This is a genomic window from Fodinicola acaciae (genome assembly GCF_010993745.1).
GTDB lineage: Bacteria > Actinomycetota > Actinomycetes > Mycobacteriales > HKI-0501 > Fodinicola > Fodinicola acaciae.
The window spans coordinates 139,411-151,438 of record NZ_WOTN01000002.1; the positions used below are offsets into that span (position 1 = coordinate 139,411).

At 65.8% G+C, this 12,028-nt stretch carries 12 protein-coding genes and 1 pseudogene; 6 read left to right on the forward strand and 7 right to left on the reverse strand.

The window, feature by feature from the left end; all coding sequences use genetic code 11:
* Positions 1-24: 24 nt before the first annotated feature.
* Positions 25-667 (reverse strand): annotated as a pseudogene (locus GNX95_RS15890) (IS630 family transposase); the annotation flags it as partial.
* A gap of 99 nt (positions 668-766) precedes the next feature.
* Between GNX95_RS15890 and GNX95_RS43220 the strand changes: the two are divergent.
* The 3 genes from GNX95_RS43220 to GNX95_RS44040 all read left to right on the forward strand — a co-directional run bounded on the left by GNX95_RS43220 (position 767) and on the right by GNX95_RS44040 (position 2,728).
* Positions 767-1,732 carry a ketopantoate reductase family protein gene (locus tag GNX95_RS43220; RefSeq protein WP_246281655.1) on the forward strand — a complete coding sequence of 322 codons (966 nt, stop codon included), beginning with the start codon at positions 767-769 and terminating at the stop codon, positions 1,730-1,732.
* A 245-nt stretch (positions 1,733-1,977) separates the two neighbouring features.
* Entirely contained in the window at positions 1,978-2,340 is a 363-nt protein-coding gene (locus GNX95_RS44035) for an SDR family NAD(P)-dependent oxidoreductase (protein WP_343034874.1), read from the forward strand.
* Positions 2,333-2,728: an SDR family oxidoreductase gene (locus tag GNX95_RS44040; protein ID WP_343034875.1), complete on the forward strand. Its 396-nt coding sequence runs from the start codon at positions 2,333-2,335 to the stop codon at positions 2,726-2,728. The genes GNX95_RS44035 and GNX95_RS44040 overlap by 8 nt, the downstream gene beginning before the upstream one ends.
* A gap of 45 nt (positions 2,729-2,773) precedes the next feature.
* On the opposite strand, the gene GNX95_RS15905 is transcribed toward GNX95_RS44040, so the two are convergent.
* Positions 2,774-4,135, reverse strand: a complete 1,362-nt coding sequence (locus GNX95_RS15905) for a lipase family protein (RefSeq protein WP_163508201.1) — start codon at positions 4,133-4,135, stop codon at positions 2,774-2,776.
* Positions 4,136-4,250: 115 nt separating this feature from the next.
* Between GNX95_RS15905 and GNX95_RS15910 the strand changes: the two genes are divergently transcribed.
* Positions 4,251-4,946, forward strand: coding sequence for a TetR/AcrR family transcriptional regulator (locus GNX95_RS15910; protein WP_163508202.1), 696 nt, complete (start codon positions 4,251-4,253; stop codon positions 4,944-4,946).
* A gap of 65 nt (positions 4,947-5,011) precedes the next feature.
* On the opposite strand, the gene GNX95_RS15915 is transcribed toward GNX95_RS15910, so the two are convergent.
* Entirely contained in the window at positions 5,012-5,326 is a 315-nt protein-coding gene (locus GNX95_RS15915; RefSeq protein ID WP_163508077.1) for a hypothetical protein, read from the reverse strand.
* Here GNX95_RS15915 and GNX95_RS15920 point away from each other — a divergent pair.
* On the forward strand, positions 5,231-6,415 hold the full coding sequence (locus GNX95_RS15920) for an erythromycin esterase family protein (RefSeq protein ID WP_163508203.1): 1,185 nt from the start codon (positions 5,231-5,233) through the stop codon (positions 6,413-6,415). The genes GNX95_RS15915 and GNX95_RS15920 overlap by 96 nt on opposite strands.
* A 555-nt stretch (positions 6,416-6,970) precedes the next feature.
* Here GNX95_RS15920 and GNX95_RS15925 read toward each other — a convergent pair.
* Positions 6,971-7,903 carry an NADP-dependent oxidoreductase gene (locus GNX95_RS15925; RefSeq protein WP_163508204.1) on the reverse strand — a complete coding sequence of 311 codons (933 nt, stop codon included), beginning with the start codon at positions 7,901-7,903 and terminating at the stop codon, positions 6,971-6,973.
* A gap of 74 nt (positions 7,904-7,977) precedes the next feature.
* Between GNX95_RS15925 and GNX95_RS15930 the strand changes: the two genes are divergently transcribed.
* Positions 7,978-8,376 carry a winged helix-turn-helix transcriptional regulator gene (locus GNX95_RS15930; protein WP_163508205.1) on the forward strand — a complete coding sequence of 133 codons (399 nt, stop codon included), beginning with the start codon at positions 7,978-7,980 and terminating at the stop codon, positions 8,374-8,376.
* A 399-nt stretch (positions 8,377-8,775) separates the two neighbouring features.
* Here GNX95_RS15930 and GNX95_RS43825 read toward each other — a convergent pair whose 3' ends face one another.
* From GNX95_RS43825 to GNX95_RS15945, 3 genes are all read right to left on the reverse strand, one after another.
* Positions 8,776-8,910 carry a hypothetical protein gene (locus GNX95_RS43825; protein ID WP_281356928.1) on the reverse strand — a complete coding sequence of 45 codons (135 nt, stop codon included), beginning with the start codon at positions 8,908-8,910 and terminating at the stop codon, positions 8,776-8,778.
* 593 nt (positions 8,911-9,503) lie between these two features.
* A complete protein-coding gene (locus tag GNX95_RS15940; protein ID WP_163508206.1) occupies positions 9,504-10,736 on the reverse strand; it encodes a WD40/YVTN/BNR-like repeat-containing protein in 1,233 nt (410 codons plus the stop codon).
* Positions 10,733-11,248 (reverse strand): RNA polymerase sigma factor, encoded by a 516-nt coding sequence (locus tag GNX95_RS15945; RefSeq protein ID WP_222853696.1) that lies wholly within the window; start codon positions 11,246-11,248, stop codon positions 10,733-10,735. The genes GNX95_RS15940 and GNX95_RS15945 overlap by 4 nt, the downstream gene beginning before the upstream one ends.
* Between the last annotated feature and the right edge of the window lie 780 nt (positions 11,249-12,028).

The window sequence follows — 12,028 nt, forward strand, 5'->3', positions numbered from 1 at the left end:
GGGTGGTGTCAACTCCCACCAACACTAGTGGTGCGTGTTTGAAGTTGTTTTACGGACAGCTTTCGCCAGGACTTGTCGGCGGTTTCGTCCACACGAACGGCTCGGCTCGCGGGTTCCAGCCGTTGATGAAGGCCCGGCTCGTGGTTGTGAGTTCTTGGACGCTGTGGAACGTGTCGCGCCGGATGGCCGGGCGCTCGATGATGCCAAACCACACCTCCACCAGGTTCATCCACGAGGCCGAGGTCGGAGTGAAATGAACCTTGATCCTGGGGTTTTCGGTCAGCCAGTCACGGACCTCCTGCTTCTTGTGAGTGGCGTAGTTGTCCATGACCAGGTGCAGTTGGCGGCCTGGGTAGGCGCGGGCCACATGCTTGAGAAACGCCAGGAACTCCTGGTGACGGTGCCGCGGCTTGCGCAGGCCGGTGACCTTGCCGGTCGCGATCTCCAATGCCGCAAACAGGGTTGTCGTGCCGTGGCGCACGTAGTCGTGGGTCTGCCGCTCGGGCATCCCGATCTGCATCGGCAGCGTGGGTGCGGTCCGGTCCAACGCCTGGATCTGCGACTTCTCATCAACGCAGAGCACGATCGCCTTCCGCGGCGGCTCCAGATACAGCCCGACGATGTCGGTGACCTTGGCGACCAGCTCGGGGTCGGTGGAGAACTTGAACGGCGCCGACTGCCTGGCTCGGCATACCGGGATCGCGACCTGGAGACCATGGGTCGCGAAGCCGAGCCAGGCTTTCCTGTGGACAAAGGAGTCCTGTCTATGTCGACGATGGCCGTGATCGCGACTGGCCCGATCGGTATGGCGTTGGTCGCGGCTGCCGAGGACGCGAATGTCGACGTGACGCTTTGTGGAGTCCGGCCGGCCGAGCGGCTGATGCTGGAGCTCGATGGTCGAGCGCGCAGGATCGAGTGCCGGGTGGTTCCGGATCCGGAATACGCGACGCCTGTCGACTGGGTGCTGCAGACGCAGCCGGCGGTGGATCGTCGGTGGATGAGCCGGTTGTGCCAGGACTCCACCGCGGTCGTCGGCATCGGCACCTGGGCCGGCCGGCGACGTCCGCGTCCCACCGGAAACGGCCATCGGTACGTTCCGGCGATCGCGCACATCGATGCCGAACAGATCGCTCCTGGCTACGTCGTGCACCGGTCGGGACGCGAGCTCGCGCTTCCGGCCGGCAGCGTGGCGCGGGACCTCGCCGCCGTGTTCGCGCCGTCCTGGCTCCAGGTGTGCGAGGAGGCTGACTTTCTCACCGCCTCCTGGAAAAACCTGCTCGACCGAGTCGCCAGCGAACCGATCTCGGCGATCGCCTGCCGGCGGATGGGGATCATGCGTGATCCGCACGTGCGTACGCTCGCGACGAGGCTGCTGACCGAGGCGGTCGCGGTCGGGATCGCCGAAGGCGCGCGGCTGACGACCGAGGACGTCGACGCCGCGCTCGCCGCGTTCGAGCACTTCCAGGAGTTCGACGGCACGACGATGTTGTCCGACCGGTTCGCCGGCCGTCCGCTGGATTTCGAGGCGGCCACCGGGATGATCGTCCGGCTCGGCCGCGTACACGGCATCCCCACGCAGGTCAACCAGGGAATCTACGCGCTGTTGGGCGCGATCAGCCCACAGCAAACCGACCACAGGCAGGAGGACGATGGTGATCGCGATACGAGCGAGGAGCTTTCCTACATTCCACGCGCGTCCCGTCGACCGTGGGACGGAGCCGGCTCGACGTGACCGGAGTAGTCGAGGGGCGGACCACCTGGGGCGAGGCCGCGTCGAGCCGGCACCTGCGTATCGGAACACCACGACGCCGGACGGCTTCGCGGTGCCGGCACGGCGATGACGGCGTTCCGACGCCGTCCAACGATAGTCGGACGGGCCTGACATCGCGCTGACAGCACGGATTCCTGGAGAGGTGAGGACTTTGACGGATCGACAGGACCTGAGCGGCCGCAGCGCACTGGTGACCGAAGGCGGACGTGGGGCCAGGTGGAGTGATCGCCGCGGCGTTGGCCCGGGCCGGTGCCGCGGTCATGGCTGGCGACATCGACGAGGACGTAGCGAAGGCGACAGCCGCGGCGATCGCCAACGCAGGCGGCAAAGCCGGCTATGCCGTACTGGACGTGACCGACAAGCAGGGTTGGCACGTGGCGGTCGCCGCCACGATCGCCGAGACGGGCGGCTTCGACATTCTGGTCAACAACGCCGGCGTCGAGGTCACTGGTTTGCTGGTGGACTTGGACCCCGCGGACCTACAAGCGATGTTCGACGTCAACGTGCTCGGCGAGGCTAGGCCTCAAGCATGCATTTCGTGCGATGCGGCCGGGTGGTCTGGTGGGTAACGGCGGCGTGGTGATCAATGTCGCCTCGGTGTCGGCGACTGTGGATTTTCCCGGCGTCGCCGCCTGCTCGGCAGCCAAAGCCGCGGTCGATCGGCTCACCCGGTCCGCCGCGCTGGAGTCGGGAAAGCTCGGCTACGGCGTACGAGTGAACTGCGTCCACCCCGGATTCATCCCGACCACGGCATACCGGCGGTCCTCCGAGGATGCGATGGGGACCGGAGATTTCGCGAGCGTCTACGATGCCACGGGTAACGCCGCGGACAACGCGCCGACCGACAGCTTCGACGACACGTCCCAGATCGGCACGACCGTGGTCTACCTGGCTTCGGACGCGGCTCGCCTGGTGACCGGTGCGGTGCTGCCGGTCGACGGTGGCTTGCAGACCTGAGCTGGGGTTGGCGGCGGCCAGGTGACCGGCCCCCGCGAACCTCCGTCATCCGATGGCGTCGTCCGGTCCTACCGGATAGCCGGCGATGTCGAGCAGCGACTTGAACAGAGTGTCGCCGAGAAACGCGGCGTTGCGTGGGTCGGTGAGCGTGGTCGGTACGGTCCTGATGTCGCAGCCGGGCGCGAGCGGGACGCCGTCGAACCGGTCCTTGAGCCAGACGGCCGCACCAGGCAGGCCGGCGATCGCCGCGAGGACGTGTTCGTTGCTGGCGCTGTCGCGCCGGTAGACGATCTGGTCACCTGCGGCGCATCGGCCGGCGACCAGGTCGTCGACCGGTGCGATCGGCAGGACCTCGTCACCGACGGTGTGGAACAGGTAGGTCGGCGCGTCAGTCCTGATGTCGGACGGCATCGTGTTCAACGCGAGGTATTTCTGCGGGATCGGTTGGTGCAGCGGATCCGGCACGGTGAAATAGGTGTCGATGTTGGCGTACGGGTTTTGTATGACGTTGTTCTGCAGGCACTGGTTTTTGGTCTTGTCGAAAGCCGACTTGCCGGCGGCGGTGGTGTGTTGGTCGACGTACTGGTCCAGCTCCGGATAGGCCTGACGGAGGCCTTCGATGCCGGTGACCGCGATGCCGGCCCACACCGTCCTGTTGATCTTGTTGTAGACGGCCTGGATGTCCGGTGGCACGCCTCCTGCCGCGACGCCGACGATGTTGAGCTCGGGTGCGTAGCCGGACGACAGGGTCGAGGTCCATTCGGCGGCGTGTGCGCCGCCGGAATAGCCAAGCACGCCGACCTTCGTACGCGGACCGTTCAACCCCATGGCGCCAAAACTCTCGGTCGCGCGGATCGCGTCGAGAGTGGCCTGTCCCGACATCCGGCCGGCGAGATACTCACCGGTGGGGCCGAGATGGTCGGGGACGGTGACGGCCCATCCCTGCCGCAGTCCGGCGGCGATCATGACGAGCTCGATCTGCACCGGCACGCCGCTCCAGTTGAGGTTCTGCTGCAGTTGGTATGACGGAGCGCAGGAGGCCGGGATGCTGTCCTCGAACGAGTCGTACGCCAACAGGGGACGGCTCGGATCCGGGCCGGCCTGATAGGGAAGCATCGCCGTGGTGATCGCCACGACAGGATTTCCGGTCGCGTCGTTGGTCCGGTAGCGCAGCTGCCATGCGGTGATCTTCACCGGGATCAGCGAGCCGGCGGCGATGGTCACCGGCCGCGCGTCCAACACCGTACCAGGCGCAAGCGCGGCAATGTCGTCCGGCGAGGTCACCGGCGCGGCGGTCGTCGGCGTTGCCGCGAACAGACCGCCGAGCATGAGGGTCAACCCGGCCGCGATCGTGCCGAAACGTTGTCGTTGAGGCGGTCGCGGCGGCTCGAGCTGTGGTCGTGTCATCGCTGACTCTCCTGACTTCCTCCGAAGGACGGCGGGGACGTTGGACGGAATGAACTAGTACATACGCACCAGTTCTGAAGTGGGACCAACGTACGACTCTCGATAAGGTGTGTCAATGCCGTCAGCAGGGACCGACAACAACGCGGACACGGCCGTCCACGGCGACGCCAGCAGTGGGAGAGTGCCGACCCAGCGCCGCAGCGTGGAACGGCGGGAGGCGTTGTTGCGCGCCGCGCTGCTCCTGCTCGCCGAAGGGGGTCCGCGCGCCGTGACGCACCGCGCGGTCGCGGCGCGAGCGGGTCTGCCGCTGGCTGCGACGACGTACTATTTCGACTCCATCGCCGCGCTCACTGTCGAAGCGTTGCGGCTGCACAGCACCGAACGCGTCGCCGAGCTGCGCGCGCTGGCCGACGACGCCGCGCAACGCGCGACCAGCCGGCAGGATCTCGCCAGGCGGATCGTCGACTCGTTGCTCAGTCGGGACACGGTGGCGATCGTCGCGCAGTTCGAGGTCTACCTGGAGGCGGCCCGCAACCCGAAGCTGCGGCCGGCCGTCGCCGAGTCGTTGGAGGCATTCGAGGCACTGGCGGCGTCGTTGCTCGCCAGCGCCGGTGCGCGCGAGCCTGCCGACGCGGCGGCCGCGTTCGTGGCACTCGTCAATGGATTCGCATTGCACAGAGTGGCTCGCGATGCCACGCCGCGCGCCGACGCCGAGGCCCTCATGAACGCGATGCGCGCACTGTTGATCGCACAGCTGATGCCGGTCACTCAGCTCGACCGCTGGAACAGCGTTCTCGACAAACCGTTCTGACCGCTACGGAAACGCGTGACGCGAAAATCCGGCGGCCGGTGGCCCGGCCGCCGGACATCCTCATCTCAGGTGTGCCAGGCGCCGGACTCCGCGCAGTCGTCCGGCCAGTTGTTCACTTCGGTGCAGACCTTGACGAATATGTACGGATGCGTGTTTCGTCGAAGTTGTATGTCTCCGGCGCGCCGGCATATCCGTTGTAGTTCCAGTGCTGGGGATGCCAGTCGCCGTTGGGGTAGCGCCACTGGAAAGTCGAGGTAGTAGAGGTTGGCCATCCGTTTTCCGGGATGTGTTCCGGAGGCGAGTCCGATCGCCAGCCGGGCCGGTTTTCCGCTGGCCGGCTGCCAGATCGACAGGGCTGGCTCGTCGACCGGTGGCTGCACGGCAGCGATGAGAGCACAGTCGATGCGGTATTGGCGAACGGCATGACCTCGCTCATGGGGTTGTGGACGGAAGTGCGTGCCCATCTGGAATGGATCCGCGACTACAACGGATCCGCAGCCAGGCCAGTCAGCTTCTATGGGATCGACCTGTCGGGCTCGAACAGCTCGCTGCTGCCGAGCCTGGATGCCGTGGCCGCGTTCCTCGCCGAGGCCGACCCGGAACGTGAGCTGGATCCGCTGATTCGGGAAACCGCCGCTCGCTTCGCAGCGGCCTCACCGTTTTCCATCGCCTCGGTCGCCACCTCGTACGGCAACCTCGCACCTGAACGTCAGGACGCGTTGACCGCGGCTCTGGCCAGGCTCACCCACCGTCTGACCGGCCACCGGTTGGAATATGTGCGGCGGACTTCCGCGGAGGCGTACGAGCATGCGCTGCGCGCGATCCATCTGGCCGCGGTCCTGGACGTCAATGCGCAGGCGATGCTTGGACAAGACCTCCAGGCGGTGCTCGCCAACCGCGACGCCGCCATCGCCGACAACGTCGAGTGGATCCTGCGTCGGCAGGACCGGATCCTGTTGGCCGCGCACAACGGCCACGTCCAGCGATGGCCGACCGTCGCGGCCCCCGGCAGGCCGCCGGCGAGCTCGATGGGAATGCACCTGGCCGACCGCTTGGGAAAGGATTACGTGGTTATCGGCATGACCACCGGAGGCGGCCTGACCTTCAATCTCGGACCGGGTTTCTTCAAGGGTGAACTGCTCGCCGAACAGGGTCCGCCGGAGCCCGACAGCCTCGACGCGCTCATGGACGCCAGCTGCGACCGACCGTTCGCCGTCGACCTCAGACAACTGTCACCAGAGGACACCGCGGCGGTCGGTGCCATCAGGCGCCACCGTCACGGCATCTACTATCCGGAGGTGGATCCTCTGGACGCTTTCGATCTGATCGTCCATTTTCCGGAGACCACGGCTGCGCATCTCGACCACGGCGCGGTCGCCAGCTCACCGCCAGAGGTACGGAGGCCTTCGAACAGAGCATGTGAGTCTGGCCGGGCCGAACCTGATGGGTCGTGCGGAAATGAGGAATAGAGATGTCCGTATTCGATTACATCCACAGATTGCTGTTGGGCCTGTTAGGACTGGTCGGAGGAGTCGGGTCGATTCCGTGGTTCGCGCTCAACCTGCTCAACGGCCTTTCCATCAACGCGTACCGACCGTCGCTCACTTGGCTCGCGTACCCGCTCGGCCTGGCCGTGCCGGCGGTCTGGATCGTACTGTTCGTACTCGCGCTACGGAAGCGGAAGGGCCCTCACCGGTGGGGATGGCTAGCCGCATGTTGGGCCGCGTTTGCTGTAGTGACCCTCTTGCTGGGATCCGTTGCGCTGTCCCTGGGGTCCGACCCCGCAGGTGCGTAGCAGGACTGACCCTCGTGGAGATCAACATCGCGCCTCACCAGGCCTGTTCAGCGCCCGGTGTCCAGCCGCACAGCCGCGAAGGCCGTTGTCGCGGCGCGGCATTCACACCAGCAGCTCGCCTCGGATGGTGATCACCGCGTGGCCTCCGACACGCACGCGATCGCCGTTCACGAGTACGTCCAGTTCGCCTGGCCGTATAACCTTCGATGTTCGGCATACGTGCGTGTCTTCAGGGGATCAGAACGACACGTCCGCGTACGCCGCCTCGTTCCATTTGTGTGTGCGCTTGCGCGGCGTCGGCGAGGGGCAGGGTGTGGGCGACTCGTGGCGTGAGCGCCGCTGAGTCGACCAGGGCCGACAGTTCGGCAAGTCTGGCACCGTCGGCCACTACCTCCTGGACCACCACACGAGTGCCGCGAATCGGGGGTGGCGCGAATGGTGCCACGAGGGCAACGAAAGTGCCGCCGCCACGAAGGGCGTCGTGTGCCCGGATACCGAGTACCGCGGCGTCGATGACGGCGTCGACGCCTCCGTGTGCCAGGCGGCGGACCGCCAGGCCAAGCTGCTCGGTGGACGTGATCACGTCGCTGGCGCCAAGGGTTCGCACCAGATCTTCGTCACCAGGCCGTACGACCGCGATCGTCCGCAGGCCCTTGAGGGCGGCGAGCTCCAGTACGAAGCCACCGACACCGCCGGCGGCGCCGGTGACGAGCAGGGTTTGACCGCGCGACAATCCAGTCAGATTGACGGCGCGGTCTGCGGTTAGTCCATTCAAGGGCAGTGTCGCGGCTGCCGTGATCGAAACCGACTGTGGAGCAGCCGCGATTGCGGATTCGTCGAGCACCACGTGTTCAGCGTGCGAACCGGGTGCGAAGAGCAGATCGCGCAGTCCGACAACCGCGTCGCCTACGCAGAACCGGACAACCTCGGGCCCGGCAGCGTCGATGTGGCCGGCGACGTCCCATCCCATACCTATGCGTGGAGCCGGAGCCATCAATCCCGCCTCGGTAAGGCGGCCCGCGCGGGCGGACAAATCGATGGGATTGACCGACGATGCCGCCACCCGGATTCGGACCTGCCCCTGCGCAGGCTCCGGCACAGGAGTGTCAACAAGCTCAAGAACCTCCGGGCCACCGAACCGGTGGACAATAATTGACCGCATGGGCCGACGTTAGGAACTGCCGGCCTGCCCGACAAGAAGGCACTCGCAGGTGCCTATCGTACGCAGGAGAGCCGATGGCAACCAACACAGCAGCCGAGCGCCGCGATTCCGAACGCCGCGCATACAACGCGAACCTCGCCGATTGCCCCGGCCACGAACTGCTCGCGATCCTCAGTAACAAGTGGGTCACTCTGGCCTTGAGCGCACTTGCTGATGGGCCGCGCCGGCACAGTGAGCTGTCCCAGATCATTGCCGGAGCCAGCCAAAAGATGCTCTCCCAAACACTTCGACAGCTTGAGCGCGACGGACTCCTCACCCGGACGGTCACAGCCTCGGTACCGGCGCGCGTCGACTATGCCCTGACTCCGCTGGGGGAGAGTCTCTTGCCCATCCAACGCGCCATCAAAGCGTGGGCGGAAACGCATGTCGAAGACGTCCACAACGCGCGCATCAACTACGACGACCAGCGTTGACGGCGACTGCCACATCAGCCTCGACAGCCCCTCATACCAGTCGCGTCCCTGCTGCCCGTGGGCGACCTGAATGACTACATGACCTCAAGTCGGAACGTCTTGTTAGGTCTGGCACGTATGACGATGCCCGACTGCAGGCGCGGCATCGGACGCACCGACGAACGCGCGTGCGGTGGCTGTTGCGTGCCGTTGATAGTGATCGTTTACCCGGTGGCTTCAGTGGTTTGGCTTTCTGGCGCAGTCTCATAGTGTGTTTCGCCATGGGGTCGGTCGTGGTTGTAGTAGTCCTGCCATTCCTTGAGGCGGGCGTTGAAGATGTTGACGTCGTCGATGACGGCGCCGTCGAGCAGCCGATAGATTTCTCGCCGTCGATGCGGTGGTTGCGCTTGACTCTCCCGTTCAGCCGGGTGTGCGGGGATTGAAGTAACGGTGCTCGATGTCTTTGTCGAGCACGTGCCAGTGGAAGGCCGACTGGAATTCGGCATCGCTGTCGGTTTGGGTGGTCTGGACCGCGAAGGACAGCTGAGAGCTCACAGTCCAAGAGCTGGATCGCGGTTTTCTGATTGTTCTTGGGCAGGGTTCGACGAACTTGACGTCGATCTGGACGTGGCGGCTGGGGCGTTGCCTCTCGTAGCATCTCCATCGGCGGTCGTGGCGCTCGTAGCACTGAGAGGCAGCAGCCGTCCCATGTCCCGGCGGTGCAGGATGCGCGAGACGCCGGATTTTGCAGATCGTGAGATCGTGGTAGCGCTGCAGATACATCACGATCTTGTCGGGGCCAAGTGGTGGTGCTTGCGCAGGTGGATGATCTTCTCCACCATCCCGTCGCGGGTGGGCGTTCGGGCAGGTCCGTGGCCTGCAGATCGGTTCCGCAAGCCATCGACACCCTCAGCCTGATGGAAGCGCAGCCAGTTGTAGTACGTCGGCCGACTAATCCCCGAAGCAACGGCAGGCCATCGCCACACTCCGGTCGCTTCCTCGGCATGACGAAGTACCGCCAGGCGCTGACGCGCGGATCGAACCAACAGTCCACCCGCGGCGCCCGCCAACACGGCCCGGCGCGTCAGTCCAGCACTCATGCCCCTCCCGGTAGCACGGACCGCCTTCACGGCGCCCTCAGCTGACCGTCACCGGCTGATCCGCAACGTCGGGGCGGGCGAACCCTTCATCGGTGTGGGCTTTTGCCAATCGAAGCGCGCTCCCGGTGGGTAGTGAAGTGGTACGAACGCCGAGCCGTCGTCCGACACCGAGACGAAAGACGCCGCCGCCTTGAAGTCCGGCGGCGTGCCGTGCCCCTGGAAGCCGTCCGCTCTGAACTCCCCTGACGGTAGCCGGTCCAGCGCGAAAAACAGCTGCGTCGGAAATTGTGCGGTGAACGTTCGGCCCTGATCGGAGCTGCGCACCATCGGAGATCCGCTGATGCCGTTGGTCGAGGACAGAGCCAGCAGATCGCCGTTCGGGAGCAACTGGACCCAACCCAGGCTCTTCATCGACGGCGTACTCCACTGCTGCCAGAAGGCGCCTCCGTCAGCGGTGCGGTAGATCACCGTACGGCCGCTGCGTTGGTCAGTGAACACCGCATATCCGACGACTCCGTCGACGCTTGCCAACGATGACCAGCCGGCGCCCTTTCCGGCCGGTGCGAAGTCCTTCCACGAGCGGCCTCGATCACGGCTGACAGCCGTGGTGCCTGGCGACCATCCGGGCGACAGCCAGAGCGACCCGTCGCCGGCTTCGGTCACGTGACCGTCGCCTGGCGCGAGCGGCTGGTGCGCGAGTGGATGCAATCGTCCGGTCGCCGGATCGATCGTGACGAGCCGGTGGGCCGCTTCCTTGTACGTGTAGAAGGTCGCCGGCACCACGGCCCAGCCGGAGGGGACCGTCTCGATGGCGGTGTCCATCTGCTGGTTTACCGGCTGCCAGCTGCGACCGGCGTCTTGGGTGATGCACCCCGTTAGGACGACCGTGTCCGGGTCCAGCGCGATGTCCCCGCCGTACTCCTCCCGCACCTTTGCGAAGTCCGGCATTCGAGACGCGTCCCAGTGCCGCCCGTTGTCCCAGGTCCGCGCCAGCACCAGATCTTTGCTGTCGGTGCAGTTGCCGAGCACCAGGTAGCTGATCGCCTTGCTCACCGGCAACACCCTGCACACCTCGGTGGCGCCGAGCAGACCGACAGCCGGGGCCGTACCCAGTGGTACGACGACGATCGCGGCGAGAGCGGCTGCGACCGCGGCAGCCAGCGCGGCCAACCACCCGCGTACGCGCTTGCGGCGGCCCTGCGCGGCGATGACGGAGAAGTCAGGTTGCACCATCTGCTCATCGAGATAGTCGCGCGCGCCGGTGGCATCGAGCTGGTTCACTTGTCGTCCTCCTTCACGCTAAGGATGTCCGCCAGTGCCGTACGGCCGCGGGACAGCCGCGCTTTCACCGTGCCGACCGGGGCGCCGAGTGCCGCACTGATCTCGTCGATGGACAGATCAGCGAGATAGAACAGCCCGACGGCCTCCCGCAGGACCGGCGACAGCTGTTTCATCGCGGCCAGCAGTGCGACCCGGTCGACATTGGGCGCACCCGCGGGATCCGGTCTGCTGCGTCTCAGGAAGCGGTCGAGCCAGGCCCGCCGGCGGTGCCGGGTGCGCGCCAGATTGAGCGCGGACGTACGCAGCCACGCCTCCGGATCATCGGCGGCCAGCACCTTGCGCGGCGCGGCGACGGCCTTCGCGAAGATCTCCTGGACGACGTCCTGCGCTTCTTCCAGGTCGCCGGTCAGGGCGTACGCGCTGCGGACCAGCCGCCGATAGCAGCCCTTGTAGAGCTCCGCGATCGCCGCCTCCGACCCGACGGCCGCGCTGCCGGTGTGCACCGGGCTCACCACAGCTCCCATCCCCGTACCCGTTCTCTCGACCAGAACCATGCCGGACAGACAACTGTGCCGGGAGAAAGGTTGCGTCAGACCTGCCGGCGGCACGCGGGCGCTCGACCTGGCGACGGCTCCTGACCCGGCTGCCGCACGCGGTCTTGGTGCGGATCCCAAGTAGGCTGGCTCGTGGCAGTAGGTTGGTCGGAGGTCAGTCCCTCAACGACCTTAGCGGGGCAGCAAAAGTGGTCGACCGGAACCGCCTCACAAAGACCGGCCGCGCACTAATGAAGCACGGTGACCGGAAAGGGAATGCGTTTCCGAGGTCGACCGGAAACACCGCGCGTCGAAACGAGCAGGGGCAGGCAGTCGTTGACTCTATTCTCAATGACCCAAACGGACGAACAGAGGTTCTCGATAAGGTGATCAATATCTACGACTCGACGGGACGTGGCGTCCGCTTCACTAGGGACGGCAAGTTCGTGGGATTCTTGAAGCCACGTTAATGGACGGTTGTAGTCTCATACTGCCGAGCGACGTATCCGAACGGGACGGTCTGGGCCTCGAACCTCTTTCGCCGACGAAGTGGCACTGTCGGACACGAGAGCGCCATCCGCGCGCCTGCGACTACTATTGGTGACGACGCCCAACGGGTTGACATCGCGTACGCCACGTTTCGTGAGGTCAGCTCTTGCGCGATATCAACCGCGAAGCGCCGCACCTGGTTGCGACTTGTGTCGCCAACGCGGCCAACACAGACGGCGGCATGCCATTCGCGTGAGAGTCGTCTCGGTG

What these genes read in the sequence shown, in the direction of transcription:
- GNX95_RS15925 (WP_163508204.1), bottom strand. Translation starts at nt 7,903, where the DNA reads ATGCGGTCAATTATTGTCCACCGGTTCGGTGGCCCGGAGGTTCTTGAG.
- GNX95_RS15930 (WP_163508205.1), top strand. Translation starts at nt 7,978, where the DNA reads ATGGCAACCAACACAGCAGCCGAGCGCCGCGATTCCGAACGCCGCGCA.
- GNX95_RS43220 (WP_246281655.1), top strand. Translation starts at nt 767, where the DNA reads ATGTCGACGATGGCCGTGATCGCGACTGGCCCGATCGGTATGGCGTTG.
- GNX95_RS15910 (WP_163508202.1), top strand. Translation starts at nt 4,251, where the DNA reads ATGCCGTCAGCAGGGACCGACAACAACGCGGACACGGCCGTCCACGGC.
- GNX95_RS15905 (WP_163508201.1), bottom strand. Translation starts at nt 4,135, where the DNA reads ATGACACGACCACAGCTCGAGCCGCCGCGACCGCCTCAACGACAACGT.
- GNX95_RS15920 (WP_163508203.1), top strand. Translation starts at nt 5,231, where the DNA reads ATGTGTTCCGGAGGCGAGTCCGATCGCCAGCCGGGCCGGTTTTCCGCT.